Annotated in this window: 29 protein-coding genes; 10 read left to right on the top strand and 19 right to left on the bottom strand. The window is 63.5% G+C overall.

Annotation, left to right across the window (positions count from 1 at the left end; all coding sequences use genetic code 11):
- The first annotated feature begins 32 nt into the window (after positions 1-32).
- The 7 genes from fliL to fliR are packed head-to-tail and all read left to right on the top strand — an operon-like array spanning position 33 to position 4,528.
- Positions 33-545, top strand: a complete 513-nt coding sequence (gene fliL / locus O3300_RS10945) for a flagellar basal body-associated protein FliL (protein WP_099666868.1) — start codon at positions 33-35, stop codon at positions 543-545.
- A gap of 6 nt (positions 546-551) precedes the next feature.
- Positions 552-1,538 carry a flagellar motor switch protein FliM gene (fliM, locus tag O3300_RS10950; RefSeq protein WP_034754035.1) on the top strand — a complete coding sequence of 329 codons (987 nt, stop codon included), beginning with the start codon at positions 552-554 and terminating at the stop codon, positions 1,536-1,538.
- Positions 1,539-1,586: 48 nt separating this feature from the next.
- Positions 1,587-2,021, top strand: a complete 435-nt coding sequence (gene fliN, locus O3300_RS10955) for a flagellar motor switch protein FliN (protein ID WP_034754038.1) — start codon at positions 1,587-1,589, stop codon at positions 2,019-2,021.
- Entirely contained in the window at positions 2,018-2,611 is a 594-nt protein-coding gene (gene fliO / locus O3300_RS10960; RefSeq protein WP_305052923.1) for a flagellar biosynthetic protein FliO, read from the top strand. Before fliN ends, fliO begins: the two co-directional genes overlap by 4 nt.
- Positions 2,612-2,618: 7 nt before the next feature.
- Positions 2,619-3,377, top strand: a complete 759-nt coding sequence (fliP, locus tag O3300_RS10965; RefSeq protein ID WP_369812289.1) for a flagellar type III secretion system pore protein FliP — start codon at positions 2,619-2,621, stop codon at positions 3,375-3,377.
- Between the two features lie 10 nt (positions 3,378-3,387).
- Positions 3,388-3,657 (top strand): flagellar biosynthesis protein FliQ, encoded by a 270-nt coding sequence (fliQ, locus tag O3300_RS10970; RefSeq protein ID WP_035821365.1) that lies wholly within the window; start codon positions 3,388-3,390, stop codon positions 3,655-3,657.
- Positions 3,658-3,673: 16 nt separating this feature from the next.
- Positions 3,674-4,528, top strand: a complete 855-nt coding sequence (fliR, locus tag O3300_RS10975; RefSeq protein WP_305052924.1) for a flagellar biosynthetic protein FliR — start codon at positions 3,674-3,676, stop codon at positions 4,526-4,528.
- 1 nt (position 4,529) lies between these two features.
- Here the strand turns inward: fliR and O3300_RS10980 are convergent, their stop codons facing one another.
- From O3300_RS10980 to flgB, 13 genes are all read right to left on the bottom strand, one after another.
- On the bottom strand, positions 4,530-5,789 hold the full coding sequence (locus O3300_RS10980) for an MFS transporter (RefSeq protein WP_305052925.1): 1,260 nt from the start codon (positions 5,787-5,789) through the stop codon (positions 4,530-4,532).
- Positions 5,790-5,837: 48 nt separating this feature from the next.
- The gene (locus O3300_RS10985) at positions 5,838-6,290 is read right to left on the bottom strand and encodes a MarR family winged helix-turn-helix transcriptional regulator (RefSeq protein WP_369812274.1); all 453 of its coding nucleotides are present in this window, start codon (positions 6,288-6,290) and stop codon (positions 5,838-5,840) included.
- Positions 6,291-6,445: 155 nt separating this feature from the next.
- Positions 6,446-7,687 (bottom strand): flagellar hook-associated protein FlgL, encoded by a 1,242-nt coding sequence (gene flgL, locus O3300_RS10990; protein WP_180278709.1) that lies wholly within the window; start codon positions 7,685-7,687, stop codon positions 6,446-6,448.
- A 51-nt stretch (positions 7,688-7,738) separates the two neighbouring features.
- Positions 7,739-9,706 (bottom strand): flagellar hook-associated protein FlgK, encoded by a 1,968-nt coding sequence (gene flgK, locus O3300_RS10995; protein WP_305052927.1) that lies wholly within the window; start codon positions 9,704-9,706, stop codon positions 7,739-7,741.
- An 88-nt stretch (positions 9,707-9,794) separates the two neighbouring features.
- Positions 9,795-10,721, bottom strand: coding sequence for a flagellar assembly peptidoglycan hydrolase FlgJ (gene flgJ, locus O3300_RS11000; protein WP_305052928.1), 927 nt, complete (start codon positions 10,719-10,721; stop codon positions 9,795-9,797).
- 10 nt (positions 10,722-10,731) lie between these two features.
- Entirely contained in the window at positions 10,732-11,847 is a 1,116-nt protein-coding gene (locus tag O3300_RS11005; RefSeq protein ID WP_099666858.1) for a flagellar basal body P-ring protein FlgI, read from the bottom strand.
- A 2-nt stretch (positions 11,848-11,849) separates the two neighbouring features.
- Positions 11,850-12,500, bottom strand: a complete 651-nt coding sequence (locus O3300_RS11010; protein WP_077407839.1) for a flagellar basal body L-ring protein FlgH — start codon at positions 12,498-12,500, stop codon at positions 11,850-11,852.
- 50 nt (positions 12,501-12,550) lie between these two features.
- Positions 12,551-13,333 (bottom strand): flagellar basal-body rod protein FlgG, encoded by a 783-nt coding sequence (gene flgG / locus O3300_RS11015; protein WP_034754070.1) that lies wholly within the window; start codon positions 13,331-13,333, stop codon positions 12,551-12,553.
- A 72-nt stretch (positions 13,334-13,405) separates the two neighbouring features.
- The gene (locus tag O3300_RS11020) at positions 13,406-14,149 is read right to left on the bottom strand and encodes a flagellar basal body rod protein FlgF (RefSeq protein WP_070253727.1); all 744 of its coding nucleotides are present in this window, start codon (positions 14,147-14,149) and stop codon (positions 13,406-13,408) included.
- 60 nt (positions 14,150-14,209) lie between these two features.
- Entirely contained in the window at positions 14,210-15,757 is a 1,548-nt protein-coding gene (locus O3300_RS11025; protein ID WP_099666857.1) for a flagellar hook protein FlgE, read from the bottom strand.
- Between the two features lie 53 nt (positions 15,758-15,810).
- Positions 15,811-16,506 (bottom strand): flagellar hook assembly protein FlgD, encoded by a 696-nt coding sequence (locus O3300_RS11030; protein ID WP_099666856.1) that lies wholly within the window; start codon positions 16,504-16,506, stop codon positions 15,811-15,813.
- Between the two features lie 15 nt (positions 16,507-16,521).
- A complete protein-coding gene (gene flgC, locus O3300_RS11035) occupies positions 16,522-16,923 on the bottom strand; it encodes a flagellar basal body rod protein FlgC (RefSeq protein WP_071075845.1) in 402 nt (133 codons plus the stop codon).
- 2 nt (positions 16,924-16,925) lie between these two features.
- Entirely contained in the window at positions 16,926-17,378 is a 453-nt protein-coding gene (gene flgB / locus O3300_RS11040) for a flagellar basal body rod protein FlgB (RefSeq protein ID WP_099666855.1), read from the bottom strand.
- 191 nt (positions 17,379-17,569) lie between these two features.
- Between flgB and flgA the strand changes: the two genes are divergently transcribed.
- From flgA to O3300_RS11055, 3 genes are all read left to right on the top strand, one after another.
- Positions 17,570-18,265 carry a flagellar basal body P-ring formation chaperone FlgA gene (gene flgA, locus O3300_RS11045; protein WP_305052929.1) on the top strand — a complete coding sequence of 232 codons (696 nt, stop codon included), beginning with the start codon at positions 17,570-17,572 and terminating at the stop codon, positions 18,263-18,265.
- Between the two features lie 111 nt (positions 18,266-18,376).
- Entirely contained in the window at positions 18,377-18,685 is a 309-nt protein-coding gene (gene flgM / locus O3300_RS11050; RefSeq protein WP_034787161.1) for a flagellar biosynthesis anti-sigma factor FlgM, read from the top strand.
- An 8-nt stretch (positions 18,686-18,693) separates the two neighbouring features.
- Positions 18,694-19,161 carry a flagella synthesis protein FlgN gene (locus O3300_RS11055; protein ID WP_099666853.1) on the top strand — a complete coding sequence of 156 codons (468 nt, stop codon included), beginning with the start codon at positions 18,694-18,696 and terminating at the stop codon, positions 19,159-19,161.
- Positions 19,162-19,178: 17 nt separating this feature from the next.
- On the opposite strand, the gene O3300_RS11060 is transcribed toward O3300_RS11055, so the two are convergent.
- The 6 genes from O3300_RS11060 to O3300_RS11085 all read right to left on the bottom strand — a co-directional run bounded on the left by O3300_RS11060 (position 19,179) and on the right by O3300_RS11085 (position 23,465).
- Positions 19,179-19,673, bottom strand: coding sequence for a CPBP family glutamic-type intramembrane protease (locus O3300_RS11060; RefSeq protein WP_305052930.1), 495 nt, complete (start codon positions 19,671-19,673; stop codon positions 19,179-19,181).
- Between the two features lie 186 nt (positions 19,674-19,859).
- Positions 19,860-20,747 carry a hypothetical protein gene (locus O3300_RS11065; RefSeq protein ID WP_305052931.1) on the bottom strand — a complete coding sequence of 296 codons (888 nt, stop codon included), beginning with the start codon at positions 20,745-20,747 and terminating at the stop codon, positions 19,860-19,862.
- A 43-nt stretch (positions 20,748-20,790) separates the two neighbouring features.
- On the bottom strand, positions 20,791-21,153 hold the full coding sequence (locus O3300_RS11070) for a translation initiation factor Sui1 (protein WP_305052932.1): 363 nt from the start codon (positions 21,151-21,153) through the stop codon (positions 20,791-20,793).
- Positions 21,154-21,217: 64 nt separating this feature from the next.
- Positions 21,218-22,000 carry a flagellar motor protein MotD gene (gene motD / locus O3300_RS11075; protein WP_305053148.1) on the bottom strand — a complete coding sequence of 261 codons (783 nt, stop codon included), beginning with the start codon at positions 21,998-22,000 and terminating at the stop codon, positions 21,218-21,220.
- A 5-nt stretch (positions 22,001-22,005) separates the two neighbouring features.
- A complete protein-coding gene (locus tag O3300_RS11080) occupies positions 22,006-22,752 on the bottom strand; it encodes a flagellar motor protein (RefSeq protein ID WP_099666849.1) in 747 nt (248 codons plus the stop codon).
- Entirely contained in the window at positions 22,734-23,465 is a 732-nt protein-coding gene (locus O3300_RS11085; RefSeq protein WP_077407859.1) for an RNA polymerase sigma factor FliA, read from the bottom strand. The genes O3300_RS11080 and O3300_RS11085 overlap by 19 nt, the downstream gene beginning before the upstream one ends.
- Between the last annotated feature and the right edge of the window lie 43 nt (positions 23,466-23,508).

Consider the following 23,508-nt stretch of genomic DNA (forward strand, 5'->3'; position numbering starts at 1 on the left):
GCACTCGAGTACCATTGAAAGCAAATCCAAAAATGAAAGCAGATCCGAAAGCAGATGCAGGCCTGGCTCCCGCCGGCGCCTCGAAAAAGAAGCTTCTGATCATCGTGCTGGCCTCGGTGCTGGTGGCTGGCAGTATCGGTGGCGGTGCCGCCTGGTATTTCCTGCATGGCAAGGCCGATAAAGAAGAATCGGCGCCCAGCAAGAAAAAACATGCCGCTTCCAAGGCAGGTCCGCCCGTCTTCGTGCCCATCGATGCCTTCACCGTCAACTTGCAGCCGGAAAATGGCGAGCAATACCTGCAAATCGCGTTTACCTTGCAGGCCAGCAGTCCGGAAGAAATGGACTTGATCAAGGTCAACATGCCGAAAGTGCGCAGCCGTTTATTGCTGCTGCTGTCCGGCAAGAAGGCGTCCGAACTCAATACCGTGGAAGGCAAGCAGCAACTGGCGGCCGAAATCATCAATCAGGTGAACCAGCCGTTCGAGGACAAAGGGCCGGAGCAGGACGTGACGGACGTATTATTTACCGCATTCATCATTCAATAAGCAGCCATGGCCGATAATTTCCTCTCCCAGGAAGAAGTCGATGCCCTTCTGAAGGGCGTCAACGGAGACCAGGACGACGCGCAGGCGCCGGAAGATGTCACGGGAGTTCGTACCTACAACCTGGCAACCCAGGAGCGCATCGTGCGCGGCCGGATGCCAACGTTGGAAATTATCAACGAGCGTTTCGCCCGGCTGCTGCGCGTGGGCCTGTTCAACTTCCTGCGCCGCAGCGCCGAAGTGTCGGTCGGTTCCGTGCGCGTATCGAAATACAGCGAGTTCATCCGTAACCTGGTGGTGCCGACCAACCTGAATTTGGTGCACATGAAGCCGCTGCGCGGCACGGCCTTGATGGTCTTCGATCCGGGCCTCGTGTTCTTGCTGGTCGACAATCTGTTCGGCGGCGACGGACGTTTCCATACGCGCGTCGAAGGACGCGACTTTACGCAGACGGAGCAGCGTATCATCCTGCGCATCCTCGACATCGTCTTCGAGGCCTACACCAAGTCGTGGGAGCCGGTCTTCCCCGTCGAGTTCGAATATATCCGTTCAGAAATGAACACGCAGTTCGCCAACATCGCCACGCCGAACGAGGTGGTGGTGGCGTCCACGTTTACGGTGGAATTGGGCTCCGTTTCCGGACAAATCCACTTCTGCATGCCGTATTCGATGATCGAGCCGATCCGCGATTCGCTGACCTCCAGCCTGCAGGGCGAGGCGCTGGAAGTGGACAAGCGCTGGATCCGCCTGATGACGCAGCAGATCCAGATCGCCGAAGTCGAGCTGGTCGCTTCGCTGGGCACTGCGCGCGTGTCGTTCGATGAAATCCTGAACATGAAGGTGGGCGACATCATCCCGCTGAATATTCCCGAACTGATCGCCGCCACCGTCGACGGCGTGCCCGTGATGGATTGCACGTACGGCGTGTTGAACGGACAATATGCGCTGAAGGTTGAAAAGTTGCTGGCTAACGCCGATAACATGAACAATCATTAAAAAATACCCGGGCCGCTGCGGCCCGCATCTGTACAACAGGAGAAACACATGTCTGACAACCAAGACGACCAAAGCGCGGAAGACGATTGGGGCGCGGCCATTGCCGAGCAGGCCAAGGCGGAAGCGGAAGCGCTGCAAAACCAGGCCGCCAATACGGCCAGCGCGGCCAGCGCCGCCGTGTTCAAGGACTTTTCCAAGCAGGCATCGAAGTCGGAAACGCACAACGATATCGATTTCATCCTCGATATCCCCGTGCAGCTGACGGTCGAACTGGGCCGCACCAAGATCGCCATCAAGAACCTGCTGCAACTGGCGCAGGGTTCCGTGGTCGAGCTCGACGGCCTGGCCGGCGAACCGATGGACGTGCTGGTGAACGGCTGCCTGATCGCCCAGGGCGAAGTGGTGGTGGTGAATGACAAGTTCGGCATCCGCCTGACGGACATCATCACGCCTTCCGAACGCATCCGAAAATTGAATAAATGAAGCCTGGCCTGTTGATTTCCACTGTGCTGCCGTTCCTGGCGGCATGCAGCATCGCGCACGCCGAACCGGCATCGGCGCCGGCGGCCAGCGCCGCCAGCGCTTCCGTCGCGGCGGCCAGCGAGGCACCGCCAGCCGCCACGGCGCCGGCCGCCTCGGCTGCAACGGCGGTGCCGGCCTCCGCGCCTGCCGCCGCCCTGCCCGCCATGCCGCCCGGCGCAGCGATGACGATGGCGCCGACCAGCTCGGCCGGCAGCTTGCTGCAAACCATCTTCGCACTCGTGTTCGTGCTGGCCCTCCTGATCGGCCTGGCCTGGTTCATGAAGCGCTATGGCCCCAAGGTCATGGGCGGCAACAGCAAGATGCGCGTCGTCAGCTCGCTCAACCTGGGCGGACGCGAACGCATCGTCCTCGTCGAAGTGGCCGACCAGTGGATCGTCGTCGGCGCCTCGCCCGGCAGGATCAACGCGCTGGCCACCATGCCGCGCCAGGAAGGCGACTTGCCGCAACTGGCCACGGCGCAAAACGGCCCCGCGGCCGCCAATTTTTCCGAGTGGCTGAAACAGACCATCGAAAAACGCAATGGGAAATAAGCAGCAGATGGCGTGGTCCACCTTGAAGACTCCCCTGACCTGGCTGCTGGCGGCCGCCGCCCTGGCCTTGCCGCTGTGGGCAATGGCCCAGCCGGGCATCCCGGCCTTCAACAGCACGCCGGCGCCGGGCGGAGGCCAGAATTACTCGTTGCCGGTGCAGACGCTCATCCTGATGACGTCGCTCACCTTCCTGCCGGCGGCCCTCCTGATGATGACCTGCTTTACGCGCATCATCATCGTGCTGTCCCTGCTGCGCCAGGCCATCGGCACGCAATCGGCGCCGCCGAACCAGGTGCTGGTGGGGCTGGCCCTGTTCCTGACCCTGTTCGTCATGGGACCCGTGTTCGACAAGATTTATACGGATGCCTATCTTCCTTACCAGGAAAACAAGATCACCATGCAGCAGGCGATGGACAAGGGCGTCGATCCCCTGAAAACCTTCATGCTCAAGCAGACGCGCCAGGCCGACCTGGCCCTGTTTGCCAAGATGTCGCGCTCGCCGGCCCTGCAAGGTCCGGAAGACGTGCCGCTGCGCATCCTCGTGCCCGCCTTCGTCACCAGCGAACTGAAGACGGCGTTCCAGATCGGCTTTGCCATCTTCATCCCGTTCCTGATCATCGACATGGTGGTCGCCAGCGTGCTGATGTCGATGGGGATGATGATGATGTCGCCGGCAACGATCTCGCTGCCGTTCAAGCTGATGCTGTTCGTGCTGGTCGATGGCTGGCAGTTGCTGCTGGGCTCGCTGTCACAGAGTTTTTACTAGGGGAAATACGATGACACCCGAAAGCGTCATGACCCTGGGCCGCCATGCGATGGAAATCACCCTCATGGTGGCCGCGCCCATGCTGCTCGTCGCCCTCATCATCGGCTTGATCGTGAGTATTTTCCAGGCGGCAACGCAGATCAACGAGGCGACCCTGTCCTTCATCCCCAAGCTGGTCGGCATTTTCGTCGCCCTCGTCGTGGCGGGCCCCTGGATGCTGTCCGTCATGCTCGACTACATGCGCCAGGTCTTCACGGGCATCCCGAACCTGGTGGGCTAGTGCTGCGCTTGTTGCCATGCTGACCCTGTCCAGCATCGAACTCAATACCTGGATCGCAGCACTGCTGTGGCCGCTTAGCCGCATCCTCGGCCTGATCGCGGCCGCCCCCCTGTTCGGCAACGCGGCCGTGCCGGCCACGGTGAAGGTGAGCCTGGGCGCCCTGCTGGCCATGATCATCGCCCCCACCGTGCCGGCCTTGCCTGCCGTCAACCCGATGTCCTTGCCCGGTTTATTGATCCTCACGCAAGAGATGCTGGTGGGCCTGGCCATGGGCTTTTCCATCCGCATCGTGTTTTCCGCCATCGAAATGGCAGGCGAAATCAGCAGTCTTACCATGGGCCTGGGCTTCGCCTCGTTCTTCGATCCGCAAACCAAGGGCAGGTCTTCCGCCATCAGCCAGTTCCTCGTCATGCTGGCCACCTTGATGTTTTTGACCGTCAACGGCCACCTGGTCTTGCTGGCGGCGCTGGCGGAAAGCTTCGTCAGCCTGCCGATTTCATCGAGTCCCATCAGCGGCGGCGGCTTCCAGCAATTGGCGGCGTGGGGTGGGGAAATTTTCCGTTCCGGCCTGCAAATTTCCCTGCCCATCATCGCCGCCCTGCTGCTGACCAACGTGGCCCTGGGCATCCTGACGCGGGCCGCGCCGCAGCTGAACATTTTCGGTATCGGTTTTCCCGTCACCCTGGGCGTGGGCTTGCTGGTGATCGGCATGGTCCTGCCCTACCTGGCCACGCCCTTCCAGAACATGTTCCTGCGCGGCATAGAAACGGCGCGCCTGCTGCCGCGCGGCTTCGCCACGCGCGACCGGCCGCCGCCGCCCGCGCCGCCGAATCCCTTGCGCCCTCCGGCGCCGGCCGCGCCGGCGCGCTGACTCACCGCGGGTCGCTGCTCAGCGCCGCGCGCCAGCGCCGCACGTCGCCGTTCAGGCGCAACTGGTGATGCTTGACCAGGTAGCGCACGCCGACCAGCGCCGCCGCCAGGCCCGACAAGGCGGCTATGCCCAGCGCCCAGCGCGGGCCGAAGGTGTCGGCCACCCAGCCCACGATGGGCGCGCCCAGCGGCGTGCCGCCCGCCGAGATGGCCAGCACGATGGCCATCACCCGGCCCCGCATGGCGGGCGCCGTCGACAGTTGCACGCTGCTGTTGACGCTGGTGGTAAAGGTTTGCGCGGCGATGCCGATGACTACCAGCATCATGCCGAACAGCCAATAATTGGGCATCACGGCGGCCAGCGCGCAAGCCAGGCCGAACAGCGCAGCAGCGCCCAGCAGCAAGGCCAGCGTAGGCTGGCCCCGTCCGGCCGCCAGCAGGGCGCCGGCCACGGAGCCGCAAGCCATCACGGAACTGAGCACGCCATACTGGCCGGCGCCCGCATGGAAGGCCGTCACGGACATGGTCGACAGGAAGATGGGGAAATTCAGGCCGAAGGTGCCGATCAGGAACAGCATCAGCAAAATAGCCATCAGGTCGGGCCGCTGGCGCACGTAGCGGAAGCCGTCGCCCAGGCTGGCCCGCGTGGCCTTCAGGCGCGGCGCGCGGCGCAGCAATTCCACGCGCAGCAGCAACAGCGAACCGATCACGGCGGCAAACGAGACGGCGTTGATGATGAAGACCCAGCCGCTGCCGACGCTGCTGATCAGCAAGCCGGCCACGGCCGGGCCCAGCATGCGCGCCGCATTGAACGAGGTGGAATTGAGCGCCACGGCGTTCGTCAAGTCTTCCTCGCCGACGATTTCGGCCACAAAAGTCTGGCGCACGGGCGAATCGAAGGCCGTCACGCAGCCCAGCAGGAAAGCAAACACATACACGTGCCACAGTTGCACGAGGCCGCTGATACACAGCAAACCCAGGCCCAGCGCCAGCAAACCCATGGCCGCCTGCGTACACAGCAGCAATTTCCTGCGGTCGAGCAAGTCGGCCGCCATGCCCGTCAGGGGCAGCAACAGCAGTTGCGGGCCGAATTGCAAGGCCATGACGATGCCGACGGCGCTGGCATTGTGCTGCGTCAATTCGCTCAGCACCAGCCAATCCTGCGCCGTGCGCTGCATCCAGGTGCCGATATTCGACACGAGGGCGCCGCCGGCCCAGATACGGTAATTGGGAATGCGTAGCGAACGGAATGTGTTGTTCATCTGGGCGTGCGGGCTCCTTGCCGGGGTCGTGGTGGAAAATTCAGCGGATCACTCCGCCAAGCGTTTGAGTAATGCCACCGCGTGGTTCAGTTCGGTGACTTCGTCCGGCGTGAGCCGGGTTTCAATGGTGCGCGCCAGCCAGTCTTCCCGCGCGGCACGGCTGGCCGCGATCCAGGCGCGGCAGTTGTCCGTCAGGGTCAATATCGTTTGCCGGCCATCGGCCGGGTCGGGCGACCCCGTCACCATCCGCGCCTCGGTCAGCGCCAGCACGGTGGCGGCCATCGACTGGGGCCGCATGCCTTCGGCGCGCGCCAGGCTGCTGGCCGTGGCCGGGCCGTCGCGTTCAAGACGGCTGAGCACGGATGCCTGCGACATGCTGACATCGCCCAGGTGCGCCTCTTCGCGCAGGCGGCGGCGCAGCTTGCCGACCAGGATGCGCAATTCGCCGGCCAGTTGCAGAACTTGTTCGTGGTCTTCTTGCGGGGTGGTCATGGCAGTCATGTAGTGGATCAACGGCCTCCACTATACCAGATATGCAGGTAGACTGCACAGTTTGCCTGCATATCTTGCCAGAACGGCCATCTTGCGGATGCAAAAAAGCCGGGGCGGGAGATCTCCTCCCTGCCCCGGCTTGCCGGTTATCCGATGCGGGCCGCTTAGCTGATGTAATTGAACAGCGACAGGCCCGAGATCGAGGTAAACGACTTCTGCGCCGCCTGCAGGGTGATCTGCTGCTGGCTGAACAGGGAAATCGCCTTCACCATGTCCAGGTCCTGCAAGCCCGACAGGGTGCTCGCATACTGCAGGTCGAGGTCGTCGCCGGCGCTGTCGAGCGTGTCGAGTTCCTTCAGGCGCGAACCGACTTCCGCGCGCACCGACAGCACGTTGTCATAGGCCGTATCGAGGATGTCGTGTGCCGCGTTCAGACCGGCCGTCAGGCGCGCCTGTCCCGCGTCGCCCGAGGCCGGCTGGCCCAGCACACCGATCAGGTTGGTAATCGTGCTAAAGATCGATTCCTTGCTGCTGGGCTCCAGGGTGAATTTGTCCAGGTCGGCCGGCTTGCCCGCGACATTGACTTGCTGGCCGTCAAAGTTGATGGCGTCGCCCGACTTGTAGGCCACCGGCACGGCCGGATTCGGGATGGTCTGGCCCAGGGTCACGTCCGTCACGGTATAGGTCGTGACGGCGGCGGTGCCCGTGCCCGTCACCTGGAAATCGATCGAGTACTTGTGCCCCGTCAACTTGGTGGGATCGGTGACGGTGCCGCCGGAAATGATGCCGGCGCCGCCGCGCGTGAAGTTGCCGGGATCGGCCGCCGTGGTGAACTTGCCGTTGCCCGTCAAATTATTCTCGAACACGGCCGCGCCCGAATCGCTGGTGGCCAGGTAGCGGGCCGAGCCCACTTGCAGTTCGCGCTGCCCCTGGTCACCTGCGTAGGTGGCGCCGCCCGGCGTCTGGCTGAACGGTTGCGTCGTCGACTTGTAGCCGCCGAACAGGTAGCCGCCCGCGTTGTCGGACGTGTTGGCGATGCCCAGCAGGTCCGTCAAACGCCCCTGCAGTTCCGTGGCCAGGCTCTGGCGGTCGACATCCTTCAAGGCCGGATTACCGGCTTTGAGCACCAGTTCCTGCACGTCGGCGAGCAGCGAGGTGGTGCTGGCCAGGGCCAGCTCTTCCTGCGAGAGGAAATTCTTGGCGTTCGAGCGGTTCGTCACGAATTGCGTGTTGATCGTTTGCGACTGCGTCACTTCCAGCGCGCGCGCCGAGGCGATCGGGTCGTCGGCCGGCGTCAGGTTGCGGCGGTTCGCCGACAGCTGCATCTGGCTACGGTTCAACGCGCCCTGCAGGTTGTTCAGCTGCGTGCTGCCCGCGTCATAGATCATTTTGGTACTGATGCGCATGATGCTGCCCTTCCTGATGGCGGCGGACGCCAGGCGCCGCCGCTTGAATAATTAACGTCCGAGGCCGATGACCACGTCGAACAGGGTGCTGGCGATCTGCATGACCTTGCCGCAAGCCTGGTAGGCTTGCTGGTAGCGCAGCAGATTGGCCGCCTCTTCATCGAGGTTGACGCCGGAGACGGCTTGCTGCTGCGTGCTGGTTTGTTGCAACAACGCAAGACTGGCCAAGCCGCTGACCTGTACTTCGCGCGTCTTGTTGCCGACAAAACTGACGGTTTCCGCGTACGAACCCTGGAACGTGGCCTTGCCGCCGTCGAGAATGTTTTTCGTCTGCAAGCCCGCCAGCAGGGAGGCATTGCGGTTGTCGCCCACGCCTCCCGAGTTCGGCCCGATGGTGAACTTATCGCCCTGCGCGGGCGCCCCCGTCATGTTGACGTTGATGCCGCCAAAGCTGAAGCTGTCGCCTTCCGTGTACGGAATGTTCGCCGTGCCGGCCGGATACGTGGTGGTGGCGCCGTTCAAGCCTTTCACGGTCACGGCCTGGCCCGCGGGGAAACCCGACAGCGAAGTGGTCGCCTTGTCGTACGTCAAGGTGACGGGGCCCGTCAAGGCGTTGCCTGGCGTCAAATATGCCTTGTCCACGCTACCTGCGCCCAGCTTGCCGCTACCCGTGTTGCTGACGGGCGCGCCCGTGACGATCGGTGCGCCGGCGGCCAGCTTGTTGCGGTCGGTAATCGCCACAGCCAGGTCGGAAGCACCGTGCGCCGTCGGCCTGACCATGAAGTTGTCGCCTTCGGCGGCCGCGCCCGAGATCGAGAAATCCACGCCGTCGATGGTTTGCGGCACGGTTTGCGGATACGGGTTGATGGTCGTTTTCGCGCCGTCGCTCTGGCGCGTCACCACATAATTGGAGCCGTCATACTTGACGGCATAATCGCTGGCCGTCAGCTTGGTCGGATCGCTGACCTTGGCCGACAGAACGGTCGTGCTGGTCGCATTGTTGCGGTAGTCGGCGCCGATGACGGGATCGGGCAACTTGAAGAAGTCGGTCCCCATGTCGCCATTCAAGTCCTGGCCCAGCTTGTGCTGTTCATTGAAGGTGGAAGCCAGTGCGATGGCGACCTTGCCCAGCGAATTCTGGATGCGGTCCAGGCTGCCGCTGCGGAATTCCAGCAAGCCGCCCAGCGCGCCGCCGCTGAGGGAGCTTTCCGACAGTTTGCTGACGCTCGAGCCCGTCACATAGCCGATGTCCAGGCGGTTCGGGTCCGTCGGCGACGGCGTGGTGGCCAGTTCAAAGTTCTTGTCGCCCACCACCAGCGGCTGGCCCGAGCCGATCGAGACGGTAATCGAATTGCCGGCGCCAGGCTGAACCGTTGCCTTGACGTATTTATTCAGTTCCGTGATCAACTGGTCGCGCTGGTCCAGCAAATCGTTGGGCTGATTGCTTTCATTCACGGTCAGGTTGGTAATCGAGGTATTCAGTTCCGCGATCTGCTTGGCGTAGGAATTGATCACCTTGACGTTCGACGTGATCTGCGAATTGACGCCGTCGCCGATCTCCGTCAGGCGCGCGCTGAGGCCCTGGAAACGGGCCGTCAGCGAGTTTGCGCTCGACAACAATGCCTGGCGCGACGACACGGACGAGGGATTCGAGCTGAAATCCTGCACGCCCTTGAAGAAATCGGCCATCGCCGGCGACAGCCCGGCCGTGGGGTCCGCCAGCATATTGTCGATCTGCGTGATCTGCGTGTAATACGCGTCGAGCGAACTGGTGGCCGACTGCGCGGCATTCACCTGGGCCGCCATGAAACCGTCGTACTGGCGCTTGACTTGCGATACCTCGGTACCATTGCCAACAAAGCCATAACCGGCATTGTTGAACTGCGCCGTCTGCTGCAGCACCACCTGGCGGTTGTAACCGTCCACGTTGGCATTGGTGATGTTATGCCCGGTCGTCGACAGGCCCACCTGCGCTGCAAGCAAACCGCTCTTACCGATGCTGAGTAGATTCGAAGTCATGGTGTCTTATTGGTTACCGTCAAATGTATTTACGGCAGCCGCGGCGAAAACTTGAAGCGCGCGGCTTGCACGGGGGCAAGGCGGGGCGTCAGCCGACCAGAGAATTTTTAATGATTTTTGTCAATTTGGCAGCGTAATTCGGGTCCGTCGCATAACCGGCTTTCTGCAAGCCCTGGGCGAAGGTGCTGGCGTCGCCCGCGCTGGCCAGGACTTTTTCGTAGCGCTTGTTGTTGGTAATCAACTGCGCATAATCCTTGAAGCTGTCGGCATAGCTGTCATAGGCGCGGAATTTTTCCACCTTGCGCTGCGCCTTGCCATTTACATATTCCGTGGTGACGGCTTCCGTGACCTTGCCCTTCCAGTCGCTGGAAGCCTTGATGCCGAACAGGTTGTGGCTGCTGCTGCCATCGCGGCTGATGATTTCGCGCTTGCCCCAGCCCGTTTCCAGCGCCGCCTGGCCCAGCATGAACTTGGCCGGGATGCCCGTGGCGCGGCTGGCTTCTTCCGCATGCACGCCCAGCTTTTCCTGGAAGGCGCGCACGTGCGGCGCCTGCGTGGCGTTGGCCTTGTCGCTCAGGGTCTTGCCGCTGGCGACGGCGCTGCCGGCCCCCTCGGCGAGGGCGCCCTGCTGCTGGCGGAAGGCGGCCAGCGCCTGCGCCATGCTCGAGGAACGGGGCGACGGCGCTTCGGCGCCATCGGCGGCCAGCGCCTGGTTCGACGACGACAATTGGCGGATCAGCACGTCCGCCAGGCCCGTGCCCCGCTTGGCCAGGTTCTGGCTCGTCTGCTGGTCCAGCATCGAGGTGTACATCTTGCTTTGCTGGCTATCCATGATGCCGTCCTGCGGCGTGGCTTCGCGCATGCTTTTCATCATCATGTTGATGAACATGGCTTCGAATTGCGTGGCCGCCTCTTTCAGGGCGGCGGGATCCTTCGCCTTGGCGGACTGGCGCAAGCCATCCATGCCTTTCACGTCATAGGCGGCGGTATTGCTGAGGTCGGTTTGACTGATCATGGCGTGCCCATCAAATGATTTCGAGTTCGGCGCGCAGCGAACCGGCCGCCTTCATCGCCTGCAGGATGGCCAGCAAGTCTTGCGGCGAGGCGCCGATGGCGTTGAGGGCCTTGACCACGTCGGACAGCGAGGCGCCGCCCTTGACCAGCATGACCTTGCCCGGTTCCTTCTTGATATCGATCTGCGCCGTCTGCGTGACCACCGTGCGCCCGCCCGACAAGGGGGCCGGCTGGCTCACTTGCGGCTCGACATTGATGGTGACGGACAGGTTGCCGTGCGAAATGGCGCACGTTTCCAGGGTCACGGACTGGTTCATCACGACGGAACCGGTGCGCGCATTCATGATGACCTTGGCCGCCAGGCGGGCCGGGTTGACTTCGATGCTTTCCAGCTGGCCCAAAAAGGACACGCGCTGGTCGCTGCCGCTCGGCGACTGCACCTGGATCACGCGGCCGTCGAGCGCGGCGGCCGTGCCGGCGCCGTAGCGGCTGTTGATGGCGTCGACCACGCGGCTGGCGGTGGCGAAATCGGTGGCGTTCAATTCCAGGCGGATGGTGTTGTTGGCGCCCAGCGCCGAAGGCACGGTGCGCTCGACGGTCGCGCCGCCCGAGATGCGGCCCACGCTCAGGTGATTGATGACGACGGAACTGCCGGCCGCCTGCGCGCCCACGCCGCCCACCAGCACGTTGCCTTGCGCCATGCCGTACACCTGGCCGTCGGCGCCCTTCAGGGGCGTCATCAATAAAGTGCCGCCGCGCAAGCTTTTCGCATTGCCCATCGACGACACCGTCACGTCGAGCAACTGGCCCGGCTGGGCAAACGCGGGCAAGGCCGTCGTCACCATCACGGCGGCCACGTTTTTCAGCTGCAAACTAGTGCCTTGCGGCAAGTTGATGCCCTGCTGCTGCAGCATCGCCGCCACGCTCTGGATGGTGAACGGGGTTTGCGTGGTCTGGTCGCCGCTGCCGTCGAGGCCGACGACGAGGCCATAGCCCATCAGCTGATTCTGGCGCACGCCGGCGATGCTGGCCAGGTCCTTGATGCGTTCGGCTTGCGCCACGGGCGCCAGCAGGGAGATGGCCAGGCCGAAAATGGCGAGAAAGCGGGGAAAGGTCGACGTTGCCATGATCAGAACGGCAACAGGCTGAGGAAGAAGCGCGACGCCATCGACGCCATTTCGGCGCGGTCGATCTGGCTGTTGGTGCGGTATTCGACGCGCGCCTCGGCCACCTGGGTCGAGGGCACGACATTGCCCGTGCCGATGGTGTCCGGATTGACCATGCCCGAGAAGCGGATGAATTCCGTGCCCTTGTTCATGGCGATCTGTTTTTCGCCGGCGACGATCAAGTTTCCGTTTGGCAATACTTCGATCACCGTCACGCCGATGGTGCCGGAAAACGTGTTGCTGGCGGACTGGTTGTCGCCATCGGCAAATTTCGTCGCGCCATTCGCCGCCACGGTGCCGCCGAAACGGCCCTGGGCGAAGCCGGGCGTGGAAAAGCCCACGCTGCCGGACTTGTTGCCGGAACTGGCGCCCGCCTTGACGGCATTCGTGCGCTCGGTGATGGCGATCGTCATGGTGTCGCCCACATGGCGCGCGCGGCGGTCTTCGAAGGCGGGACGGTAGGTCGACGGCTGGTAGATGGAACCGTTGTTGACGACCACCGGTTCCGGCATCGGCGCGCGCGTGGTGGTGGGATATTGCACGATGGACGTAGGCGTGATGGCGCAGCCGGACAGCAGGACTGCGGACAACAGGGCGATGATGGGGTATTGCATGGCGAACCTCCGCTGCCATCCGGCGGCGGATGGCATGACGACTATGAAAATTAAAGTTGCGACAATTTCTGCAGCATTTGATCGGATGTGGTGATGGCCTTGCTGTTGATCTCGTAGGCGCGCTGCGTCTGGATCATGTTGACCATTTCCTCGGCCACGTTGACGTTCGACGTCTCGATATAGCCCTGCATCAGCACGCCGGCGCCGTTCGTGCCCGGGGTGTTGGTTTGCGCCACGCCGGAGGCGCCCGTTTCCATGTACAGGTTTTCGCCCTTCGATTCCAGGCCGGCGGGGTTGACGAAAGTGGTCAGTTGCAACGAGCCGATTTGCGATGGCGCAACAGTGTCGGGCAAGGTGACGGAGACGGTGCCGTCGCGCGCCACGGTCAGGCTCAGCGCATTGGTCGGCACGGTGATGGCGGGCTGGATGACGAAACCTTCCGAGGTGACGAGCTGGCCGTTGGCATCCGTCTGGAACGAACCGTCGCGCGTGTAGGCGGTGGCGCCGTCCGGCATCAGCACCTGAAAGAAACCGGTGCCGTTGACCATCACGTCGCGCGAATTGCCCGAAGCCTGGGGATTGCCCTGCGTATGGATGCGTTCGGTCGCCACGGTGCGTACGCCCGTGCCGATCTGTAAGCCCGATGGCAGCTGGGTCTGCTGCGACGATTGCGCGCCCGGCTGGCGCACATTTTGATACAGCAAGTCTTCAAACACGGCGCGCGACTTCTTGAAGCCCGTGGTGCTGACGTTGGCCAGGTTATTGGCGATCACGTCCATCTGCGTTTGCTGCGCTTCCAGGCCGGTCTTGGCAATCCAAAGGGAACGAATCATGATATTTCTCCAATAACAGCGCTAACCAGCCCTGTAGACTATTTCTATGCGACCATTATGCGGTGGCCCCCATCAATTCAAAGCGAGGATCTGGGTGGCTTTCGCCGCGTTATTCTCGGCATTCTTCAACAAGCTCATTTGCGTTTCGAACTGGCGCGCCAGGGCGATCATGCTGACCATCGAGTCGACGGGGCTGACATTGCTGCCTTCCAGAGCACCGGTGGTCAGCTTGACGGCCTGGTCGGCCTGCGCCACCGTGCCATCCTTCAGGCGGAACAGGCCGTCGTCGCCGCGCACCAGTTGCTGCTCGGGCGGGTTGACCAGCTTGATGCGCCCCAGCACCGTCGAGGGGCCGGGCGGCACGTCGGTGGAAATCGTGCCCACCGTGCCGTCGCTGGCGATGGCCACCGTCACGCCGGGCGGAATCGCCATGGGGCCCGTATCGCCCTGCACCATCAGCCCGCCCTGCGTTTGCAGCATGCCGTTTTCATTGAGTTTCAGGGCGCCGTTGCGGGTGTAGGCTTCAGAACCGTCGGCCGACTGCACCGCGATCCAGCCGCCATTTTCCACGGCCACGTCGAGCGCGCGACCCGTGTGCTGCATGGGACCTTGCGTGAAATCGGAACCGACCGTCGAATCGACGACGAAGGCGCGCGTCGGCATCATGCCGTCGGCCACCACGGGCACGGCACGGAACGAGTCGAGCTGGGCACGGAAACCCGTGCTGGTGGCGTTCGCCAGGTTGTTCGCCGTGGTCGCCTGCTTGTCGAGGATGTGCTTGGCGCCCGAGCCGGCGGTGTAGATGAGACGGTCCATGTGTTTTCTCCGTGCAAAACGAAAGCCGGGAGCAGTCCGAAAGAACCGCTCCCCTTACTCTTAACGCAGGTTGACGAGGGTCTGCAAGACGGAATCCTGCGTCTTGATGGTCTGCGCATTCGCCTGGTAGGCGCGCTGGGCCGTGATCATGTTGACCAGCTCCGCCGTCAGGTCGACGTTCGACACTTCCACCGCCGAGGCGCGCAAGTTGCCCAGGGTGCCAGTCTTCGGTTCGCCCGTGATGGGCTTGCCCGAGGCCGAGCTTTCCACCCAGGCGTTGTTGCCCAGCGGCTCCAGGCCGTTCGGGTTGGTAAAGTTGCTCAACACCACTTGGCCCAGGGCGCGCGTCTTGCCATTGTTGTACTGGCCCTGGATGACGCCGTCGTCACCGACGATGAATTGGCTCAGCTGGCCCGCCTTGTAGCCGTCCGCTTCCGTTTTCTTTTCCGCCGTGGTGGTGCCCAGCTGGGTCGACCTGGTGAAATCGACCTGGACCGACAGGGTCGCATTCGCGCCCGTGGCCGGGAAGATCGGCAGGTTGACGGTGACGGGCAAGGTTTGCGGCGGCGTCAGGGCCAACATGGCGGCCCGGTCCAGGCTGCCGACCGTGTTGAAGACCAGGGAACCGGTCTTGACGGCCGGCACCACGGTCACGTTGCGGATGGCCTCGTCGATCTGGTCGGGCGTGCGGCTCGAGTTGACGCCGTTCGGCACTGCGCTGCCGTAGGTGGCGGCGATGGCGGCCAGTTGCGCCGGCGTGGCGCCCGCGGCGGCGGCAGCGGCCGAGACGGCGGCACCGACCGCATTGCCATAGGCGACGGCGGCGGCCGTCACGTTGGCCGGCACCAGCGGCACGGCCGTGGCGGCGGCCTGGTAGGCGGCGCGCGCGGCCAGCGAGGCTGGGTCCGTCTGCAGGGCGGCCGCGACCTTCATGCTGGTTACTTCCGTGCCGTCAATGGCCGAGTAGACATCCCAGGTGTTGGTGCCCGTCTTGACATAGAAATTCGCCATGTTGTGGGAATTGCCCAGCGAATCGAAGACTTCGACGGGGAACTGCTTGTGGTAGGAGGTGTCGTCCGTCGACTTGAACGGCACCGTGGTCGGCATGGCCGTGTTCGAATTGAGGTTGACTTGCGTGTCGACCTTGGTCGTTGCCTGGGGCTTCATGTCCGACTGGTCGATCTGCAGGGGCACGACGGCGCCGGCAACGATCTTGCCGTTGACGTCGGCCGGATAGCCGGTCAGCTGCGCCAGCTGGGCGTTGACGATGAAACCGCTCTTGTCGACCTGGAACTGGCCATTGCGCGAATACTGGATGGCGCCATTCACGCTGGTACGGAAGAAGCCGCCGCCATTGATGGCGATATCGAGGGGATTTTGCGACGTTTCCAGGTTACCCTGGTTGAATTGCTGGGCGATTTGCGAGACCGACACGCCGATCCCCGCCTGGTTGCCGCCCACGCCATACAGCGAGTTGGCATAAATGTCGGCGAACTGGGCCTGCGACTGCTTGAAACCCACGGTCGACGAGTTGGCGATGTTGTTGCCGATGACGTCCAGCGATTTGGCGGCGCCATTCAAGCCGCTCAGGCCTTGTTGGAAAGACATTGTGTTCTCCTGGTAGAAATTAGGGGTAGAGGGTCACGCTAAGGGGAAGCGGCTTACAGAATCTGTTTCACGTCGGCCATGGTGATGCTGCCCACGCCCGGCACATTCAATTTCACGCCATTGGCGCCCGTCGACACGCTGGCGACCGAACCGAACATCAGCGCCGTTGCATCCTTGAGCTTGGTGCCGCCGCGCGTCGCTTCCACGGCGAAGGTGTAGGCGCCGTCGGCCAGCACGACCGGCTTGCCATCCTTGTCGAGGTCGGCGGTGGAACCGTTCCAGCCCAGCGGCAAGGTGCCCGCCGGCTGGGCGCCCAGGTCGATGGAATGGACTTCCTTGCCATCCTTGTAGATGACGACCTTGACCTTGTCGGCGGCCGTGGCCAGGTCCACGCCCAGCAGCGCGGCGCTCTTGCTCAAGTTGATGTCCTTGCCCGCCGTCAAGACGCCATGGCCGATGATGTTGGCCGCCTGCATCGATTCGGCTTGCTGGTAGCTGGCTTTCAAGCTTTCCACGGTGGTATTGAGCTTGTTGACGCCCGTCACCGTCGACAACTGGGCCAGCTGGCTGGTCAGCTGTGCATTGTCCAGCGGATTCATCGGATCCTGGTTTTTCAGCTGGGTAACCAGCAGGGTGAGGAATTTGTTCGTTTCCGCTTCGACACTGCCTGCCTCGGCCGTCGTCTTCTTCGGATTCATCGTCGCCATCAGGTCGGTGACTTTGGAGGTGTTCGTATCGATGATTGCCATAATGATCAGTCAGCCTTACTGGCCGAGGGTGAGGGTTTTCAGGAGCAGCGACTTGGCCGCGTTCATGGTTTCCACGTTGGTCTGGTACGAGCGCGAAGCCGACAGCATGTTGACCATTTCGTCGACCGTATTCACGTTGGGCATGGTGACGTAGCCCTTCTCGTCGGCCAGCGGATTCTTCGGGTCGTAGACCAGCTTCATCGGCGACGGGTCCTCGATCACCTTCTGCACCTTGACGGCCGTGGCGCCGTTGGCCATGGGCACGGCTTCGAACACCACCTGCTTGGCGCGGTAGGCTTCGCCCGTGGCGCTGGTGGCGCTGTCGGCATTGGCCAGGTTGCTGGCCACCGTGTTCAGGCGCTGCGCCTGGGCGCTCATGGCCGAACCGGAAACATTGAAGATATTAAATAGCGACATGATTATTGTCCTCCCTGGATGGCCGTCAGCATGCCCTTGATCTGCGAATTGAGGAACGTCACGGCCGCCTCGTAGCGGATGGCATTGTCGGCAAACGCGTTGCGCTCGAGATCCATGTCGACCGTATTGCCGTCGACGGCGCCCTGGGCCGGCGCGCGGTACAGCAGCGGCGTGCCGTCGGCCAGGGTCTCGACCTTGCCGCCACCGGGTGCGCCCGCAGCTGCGGCCACGCCCTTGCCCGGCATATGCTGCGGTGCCGTGCCCTTCAGGGCCGGCGGCACGCCATCCTTGCGCGCCATCGCCCCCTTCAGCGCGGCGGCGAAATCGACGTCGCGCGCCTTGTAGTTGGGCGTGTCGGCATTGGCGATATTCGAGGCGAGCAATTCCTGGCGCGTCGAGCGCAGGCTCAGCGCCGTCTCGTTGAAGCGCATGTAATCGTCGAGTTTCCCTATCATGTCAGGCTCCGGAAAGATCTGCCACTGGCGCCCGAGATGGCGGAAGGATGGCGGATTAGTGATGACAGGAAACATAGTAAGGTGCCCACCAGCAAGACCATCGTCGGATCAGACCGTACTTTTACCCCTTAATCGGCGCTTCGAACGGGGCGGCGCGCACTATCATGGCACTATTCCAGAGGCCTATCACCATGAAAACACCGCTCGCTTTCTTCTTTGCTTTTGCCGCCCTGCCACTGCTGGCGCAGGCGCAAAACACCGGCCGGCAAACGCCGGAAGCGCTGCGCAACAGCGTGGAACAATTCCTGCAGGTGCAAAGCAACGGCTTGCCCGGCAAGGTGACTGTCACCGTCGGCGCCGTCGATCCGCGCCTGAACCTGGCTGCCTGCCCCGCGCCGCAGGCGTTCATGGCGCCGGGCGCGCGCGCCTGGGGCAAGACCACCGTCGGCGTGCGCTGCACGGCGCCCTCCAGCTGGACTATTTATTTGCAAGCGAACGTGGCCGTCGTCGGCGACTACGTGGCCAGCGCTGTGCCGCTGGCGCAAGGACAAGCCATCGACGCCAGCCAGCTGGTGACGATGCAGGGCGACCTGGCCGCATTGCCGGCAGGCATCGCCACCGACATGGCCCAGGTCGTGGGCGCCAGCACGAATATTTCCTTGCCGCCAGGCACGCCGATGCGCCTCGACACCCTGCGCCGCAAACCGGTGGTGATGCAAGGCCAGCTGGTGCGCGTCGTTTCGAGTGGCAACGGTTTCCAGGTGGCATCAGAAGGACGCGCCATCGGCAGCGCCGGCGATGGCCAGACGGTGCAGGTACGCACGCAGAGCGGCCAGCAGATCAGCGGCGTGGCGCGGGCTGGCGGCCTGGTGGAGGTGGCGTTTTAAACACGGATGGACAGCGATATTGTGGTCTGGCGCACTAAAGTTTCGGCAAAAGGTGCCGATAATGACACATATCCCGGAGTTTTTTGACTTCGACCAGACGAGGATCACGCTGTGAAAATTACCGATAACACCATTAAAAGCAATCCCGGCCTGCCGGTGGCGCCCGCGAGTACCTCCGGCGCCCGGAATGCCGAGAAAGCCCAGGCAACACCGACAACGTCGGACAATGTACGCCTGTCGCCGCAAGGACAGGCATTAGCGGCCAGTGCAACTGCCGGCAGCGGCGCCGTGTTCGACACGAAAAAAGTCGAACGCATCAAGCTCGCGATCGCCGACGGCCAGTTCCAGGTCAACTCAGAAAAAGTGGCGGACGGTCTCCTCGACACGGTCAAGGACTTGCTGCACTCACGAAATAGATAGGTTCCCTCATGCAATCAGTGACTCCGTTTTCCAGCCTGCGCGACGAGCAACAGCTCATGACCACATTGCTGGCATTGATGAAAGAAGAACAGCGGCATCTGGTTGCGGCTGACATCGATGCAATCACGGAGCTCACGGCGCGCAAGACGGCACTGGTAGGACAATTGAGCCAGTTGGCGGCGCAACGCCACCAGGCGCTGGCGGCAGCCGGTTTCACGGCGGCCGAAGCGGGCATGGAAGACTGGCTGGTCGGCGCCAATGAAGCCGACGCGGCGCCCCTGTGGAAAGCCCTGCTCGAGACGACGCGCGAAGCCAAGGAACAAAACCGCCTGAACAGCCTGCTCGTCAACAAGCACATGCTGCACACGCAAGGCGCCCTGAACGCCATGCGCCCCCCGGCCCAGAGCGGCAATTTCTACGGCCCCAGCGGCCAACCGACGACGAACACGGCCAGCCGGCGCGTCGTCATCGGCTAACAGCCTTGATTCGACGCTCATCCCAACAAATCGGGAAACACGAACGACCCGCACAGTATTAATCCATTGCTGCACGCATGCGCCGTGGCCGCCGCCACATAGGCGGGCGCCAGGCCCAAGCTGCGCGCCGCCAAGTAGCTGGCCGCGAAGATACCTCCGGCAATCAAAGTCATGCTGGCATGCAAAATGCCGGAGCCGCCCATGACATGCAAGACGGAAAACAGTATCGCGCTGGCCAACAGGCTATAGCCGGCACGCACCTTGTAGCGGCGCAACACTTCAAGCGGCAGCCACTGCCCGATGAGCGTCTCGAACAATGGCGCCCAGACGACGACTGTCCAGAATATCCGGACCGTACCGGCACCTTCCAGCGATGATGAAGCGGAGCCGCCCAGCTGCTGTGGCGAGAACAAGGCCAGGGCTGCCAACAGCAACAGCATGGCAATGAAAAAATTGACGGCGCCCGCGCACAAGCCCAGGCGCATGGCGCCCCGCATGGGGCGCTTTGCCATGCTCGCCCGCAGTGCAGCCAAGTTGACAGCCAGTCGTGGCATCGGCAAGTTCGTCGCTTTCAACATCCGTGTATTGCTCCTCATGGCGTACCCTGCCCACATGGGCACATATACGACCATCATAGCCCGGCACAGCCATGCGAAACCATATCAATTGTTGCAAAAAAGCATACAGCCCAGCGTATGTCAGCCGTGCGCGGGACGCCCCGCATGCTGGCGGTATTTCGCCACGATAGCTTGCGCCCTGGCGCTGGCGGCCGCTTGCTGCTCCGGCGTCAGTTCCGCCTGCAGCCAGTGCCAGTATTCGTCCTGGTAGGGATTGGTGACGCCGGGCGCGAGGATGTCGTCGTAGACCTGGCGCAGCGCCAGCAGGTAGCCATACGCTTGCGGCGCATCTTTCTGCACCACCTCGCCATCGCGCAGGTAGGCCATCATCAGGGTAGCCACGCTGGTCAGCTCCGCCTCGTCCGCCTGCGCCGTCAGCTGGGCGATCGCTTGCCGCTTCCACGCCTGCACCAGCGGATCGTCGGGACGGTTGCGCAGCGCGCTGCGGTCGCCGAACGGCCCTTCCGACAGGAAGATAGTCGCCGCGCCAGGCACGCCCGCCCTGGCGGCAGTCGCCAGGTAGCCGAGGCGCTCCTCGCGCTGGCGCTGCGTCAGGCCCGCGCACAGCTGCTGCTGGGCGGCTTTTTCCTGCGCCGTCATCTCGCGCCCCAGCTCGAATTCCAGCCCCGGCAAGCGCCTTTCTTTCTCAAATGAAATGCAGTCGTCGAGCAGATTGTAGGCCGCATACGCGTCTTCCGGCTTGCCGCTGGCCGCCAGGCGCGCGAGCTGCTGCGCCAGGGTGACGGGCATCGGCGCGGCATCGGCGACCGGGCTGGCATCGATATTCAGATACGATTCCAGGCTGCGTCCCGCCGACGCGCCTGCGGCGGAGGTGGCGGCAGCTTCCGGCGCGCCGCTCTCGGGAGCGGGCCAGTACACGAGCGCCAGCGCTGCCGCGATAGCGGCGGCGATGGCCAGGCCGGTGAATTTGACGTTCATGGTGAGGAAGCGCGTGGATGGGAAACGCACGTTACCACAGGCGCGCGGCGGCGGGCCGCACGCCTCCGCACGCTCAGCCGCCGGCCTTTTTCGGCTGGTGGCCCAGCTTGGCCAGCGCAGCCAGGATGGCGTCGACATGGTCGCCCTGCACTTCGATCACGCCATCCTTGACGGTGCCGCCCGAGCCGCACTGCGTGCGCAACTGCTTGCCCAGCAGGGCCAGCGCGGTGGCGTCCAGCGGCAAGCCCTTGACCACGGTGACGCTCTTGCCGCCACGGCCCTTGGTCTGGCGCGAGACGCGCACCACGCCATCGCCCGCGGGCGCCGCCTTCGCTTGCGCCTTGCACGCGCACTGCGCCAGCGGCTGGCGGCAGGCGGGACACATGCGGCCCGTTTCAGTGGAATAGACGAGACCGCCCAGGGAGCTACTTTTCATGAGGAAACGATAAAAGAGGAAGAAAGCGCGATTGTACCAAGCGGCAGCCCGCAGTTGACGAGCGTCAATTGGCCGGCGCAGGCGCCACGGGCGCCGTCGGCACTTCCGTCACCGTTTCGGGGATGCCCGACAAAATCGTCACGGCGACCCGGCGGTTGCGCGCGCGCCCTTCCGGCGTGGCGTTCGGCGCCACGGGGATATTGTCGGCGTGGCCCACGGCCGTCAGGCGCGACGCCTTGACGCCGCTGGCGATGAACAGGCGCACCACGGCGCTGGCGCGCGCGGCCGACAACTCCCAGTTCGAGGCAAAGGTCGAATTGCTGATCGGCTGCACATCCGTATGCCCTTCCACCTGCACGTCGTGCGTGTCGTCCTTGAGCAGCACGGCCACGGCGCGCAAGGCCTGGTCCGATTCCGCCGTCAGGCCCGCCGCGCCCGGATCGAACAGCACGCTGGCATTGATTTCCACGCTCACACCGCGGCTCGTCTGCGTGACCCGCACCTTGCCTTCCTTGACCAGCGGCGCCAGGGTCGACGTCAGGTCCTGCGCCAGGCGCGTCATGTGTTCGCGCTCGCGGCGGATGGCTTCCGTGCGGCGTTTCAGGGCGGGATTGGGCAACGGGATGGCCTGCGGCGCTTCCATGATGATGGGCGGCGCGCCCTTTTCCAGGCTGAAGGCCTGGCCGATGGCGCTCTGGAAGACGCGGTACTTGCCTTCGTTAACTTGCGAAATCGCATACATGACGACGAAAAAGGCGAACAGCAGGGTGATGAAGTCGGCGTACGAGATCAGCCAGCGGTCCTGGTTATCCGGTTCCTCGTCATACTTCCTGCGCGCGCGCCGCATCATGGTCAATGCTCGTGCAAGAGGCTGGACACGCGCTCTTCGATGATGCGCGTGTGGTCGCCCGTGGCGATGTCGTACAGCACGGCGGCCGTGATTTCATATTGCACCACGCGGCGCGAGACGATGGCCTTGAGTTTATTGGCCACCGGCAGGAACAGCAGATTGGCCAGACCCACGCCATAGATGGTCGAGACGAAGGCCACGGCGATGCCGCCGCCCAGCTTGCTGGGGTCGGTGAGGTTTTCCATCACGTGGATCAGGCCCAGCACGGCGCCCAGGATGCCGATTGTAGGCGAATAGCCGGCCGCCGATTCCCACACCTTGACGGCCTGGCGCTCGGCCATTTCGTAGGCGGAGATTTCCACGTCGAGCAGCTGACGCAGCTTGTCGGGCGCGATGCCGTCGACGATCATGCGCAAACCCTTGGCGTTGAAGCGGTCGGCCGTGTTTTCCATCAGGCGTTCGAGCGCCAGCGGGCCGTCGCGGCGCGCCGTCAGGCTCCATTGCCCGATGTCGCGCGCCAGCGCAGCGCGCGTGTCGGACGGCGGCAGGAACACCCAGCGCAGCATTTCCAGGCCGCGGACAAAAGTGCGCAGCCGCGTCTGCAGCAGCACGGCGCCGAAGGTGCCGACGATGACGATGGCAAAGGCGGCCGGCTGCAGCAGGGAGGCCATCTTGCCGCCTTCCAGTGCCTGGCCGACCAGCAGGCCGGCCAGCGCCAGCGCCAGCCCGATTACGCTGGACCAGTCCACGCCAGCTCCCTCAAGGTTGCGCGCAGGCGCGCGACGGCCTGGGTATGCAGCTGCGAGACGCGCGATTCGGATACGCCCATCACCGCGCCGATCTCCTTCAGGTTCAGCTCTTCTTCGTAATACAGGCCCATGAGTATTTTCTCGCGTGGCGGCAGCGCGTCGATGGCATCGATCACGGATTGCCGGAAATCGGTATCGAGCAGGGAACGCAAGGGGTCGCTGTCCTCGTCCACGCAGTGGCGGTCGAGGAAGCTGTCATTGCCGTCCGGGTCATGAAAGTCTTCGTAGTACACGAGCTGGTGGCCGCCGCCGTCGCCCAGCATTTCCTGGTAGTCGGCCAGCGACATTTTCAGCAGCTTCGCCACTTCCGACTCGGTCGGCGGATGGCCGAGGCGCTGCTGCAGGGTGCTCATCGCCTCTTCGATCTTGCGCATGTTCTGGCGCATGCTGCGCGGCAGCCAGTCGCTGGTGCGCAATTCGTCGAGCATGGCGCCGCGGATGCGCAGCACGGCATACGTCTCGAACTGCGCGCCATGCGTCTCTTCATAGCGCGTAATGGCATCGAGCAGGCCGATCATGCCGGCCTGGATCAGGTCATCGACCTCGACCGAAGGCGGCAATTTCGCCTTCATATGGTGCGCCAGACGCTTCACCAGCGGAATGTGCTCCGTCAGCAAATAGTCCTTGTTCGATTTCCCTTTGACCGTGTACATAGGCTGCTTATTGTTTTCTCATCTTATCTGGTGCTGCGGTTCG

The organism is Janthinobacterium sp. SUN206, from assembly GCF_030587305.1.
GTDB classification, from domain to species: Bacteria; Pseudomonadota; Gammaproteobacteria; order Burkholderiales; family Burkholderiaceae_D; genus Janthinobacterium; species Janthinobacterium kumbetense.

What these genes read in the sequence shown, in the direction of transcription:
- fliL (WP_099666868.1), top strand. Translation starts at nt 33, where the DNA reads ATGAAAGCAGATCCGAAAGCAGATGCAGGCCTGGCTCCCGCCGGCGCC.
- fliM (WP_034754035.1), top strand. Translation starts at nt 552, where the DNA reads ATGGCCGATAATTTCCTCTCCCAGGAAGAAGTCGATGCCCTTCTGAAG.
- fliN (WP_034754038.1), top strand. Translation starts at nt 1,587, where the DNA reads ATGTCTGACAACCAAGACGACCAAAGCGCGGAAGACGATTGGGGCGCG.
- fliO (WP_305052923.1), top strand. Translation starts at nt 2,018, where the DNA reads ATGAAGCCTGGCCTGTTGATTTCCACTGTGCTGCCGTTCCTGGCGGCA.
- fliP (WP_369812289.1), top strand. Translation starts at nt 2,619, where the DNA reads ATGGCGTGGTCCACCTTGAAGACTCCCCTGACCTGGCTGCTGGCGGCC.
- fliQ (WP_035821365.1), top strand. Translation starts at nt 3,388, where the DNA reads ATGACACCCGAAAGCGTCATGACCCTGGGCCGCCATGCGATGGAAATC.
- fliR (WP_305052924.1), top strand. Translation starts at nt 3,674, where the DNA reads ATGCTGACCCTGTCCAGCATCGAACTCAATACCTGGATCGCAGCACTG.
- O3300_RS10980 (WP_305052925.1), bottom strand. Translation starts at nt 5,789, where the DNA reads ATGAACAACACATTCCGTTCGCTACGCATTCCCAATTACCGTATCTGG.
- O3300_RS10985 (WP_369812274.1), bottom strand. Translation starts at nt 6,290, where the DNA reads ATGACTGCCATGACCACCCCGCAAGAAGACCACGAACAAGTTCTGCAA.
- flgL (WP_180278709.1), bottom strand. Translation starts at nt 7,687, where the DNA reads ATGCGCATCAGTACCAAAATGATCTATGACGCGGGCAGCACGCAGCTG.
- flgK (WP_305052927.1), bottom strand. Translation starts at nt 9,706, where the DNA reads ATGACTTCGAATCTACTCAGCATCGGTAAGAGCGGTTTGCTTGCAGCG.
- flgJ (WP_305052928.1), bottom strand. Translation starts at nt 10,721, where the DNA reads ATGATCAGTCAAACCGACCTCAGCAATACCGCCGCCTATGACGTGAAA.
- O3300_RS11005 (WP_099666858.1), bottom strand. Translation starts at nt 11,847, where the DNA reads ATGGCAACGTCGACCTTTCCCCGCTTTCTCGCCATTTTCGGCCTGGCC.
- O3300_RS11010 (WP_077407839.1), bottom strand. Translation starts at nt 12,500, where the DNA reads ATGCAATACCCCATCATCGCCCTGTTGTCCGCAGTCCTGCTGTCCGGC.
- flgG (WP_034754070.1), bottom strand. Translation starts at nt 13,333, where the DNA reads ATGATTCGTTCCCTTTGGATTGCCAAGACCGGCCTGGAAGCGCAGCAA.
- O3300_RS11020 (WP_070253727.1), bottom strand. Translation starts at nt 14,149, where the DNA reads ATGGACCGTCTCATCTACACCGCCGGCTCGGGCGCCAAGCACATCCTC.
- O3300_RS11025 (WP_099666857.1), bottom strand. Translation starts at nt 15,757, where the DNA reads ATGTCTTTCCAACAAGGCCTGAGCGGCTTGAATGGCGCCGCCAAATCG.
- O3300_RS11030 (WP_099666856.1), bottom strand. Translation starts at nt 16,506, where the DNA reads ATGGCAATCATCGATACGAACACCTCCAAAGTCACCGACCTGATGGCG.
- flgC (WP_071075845.1), bottom strand. Translation starts at nt 16,923, where the DNA reads ATGTCGCTATTTAATATCTTCAATGTTTCCGGTTCGGCCATGAGCGCC.
- flgB (WP_099666855.1), bottom strand. Translation starts at nt 17,378, where the DNA reads ATGATAGGGAAACTCGACGATTACATGCGCTTCAACGAGACGGCGCTG.
- flgA (WP_305052929.1), top strand. Translation starts at nt 17,570, where the DNA reads ATGAAAACACCGCTCGCTTTCTTCTTTGCTTTTGCCGCCCTGCCACTG.
- O3300_RS11055 (WP_099666853.1), top strand. Translation starts at nt 18,694, where the DNA reads ATGCAATCAGTGACTCCGTTTTCCAGCCTGCGCGACGAGCAACAGCTC.
- O3300_RS11060 (WP_305052930.1), bottom strand. Translation starts at nt 19,673, where the DNA reads ATGGCAAAGCGCCCCATGCGGGGCGCCATGCGCCTGGGCTTGTGCGCG.
- O3300_RS11070 (WP_305052932.1), bottom strand. Translation starts at nt 21,153, where the DNA reads ATGAAAAGTAGCTCCCTGGGCGGTCTCGTCTATTCCACTGAAACGGGC.
- motD (WP_305053148.1), bottom strand. Translation starts at nt 22,000, where the DNA reads ATGCGGCGCGCGCGCAGGAAGTATGACGAGGAACCGGATAACCAGGAC.
- O3300_RS11085 (WP_077407859.1), bottom strand. Translation starts at nt 23,465, where the DNA reads ATGTACACGGTCAAAGGGAAATCGAACAAGGACTATTTGCTGACGGAG.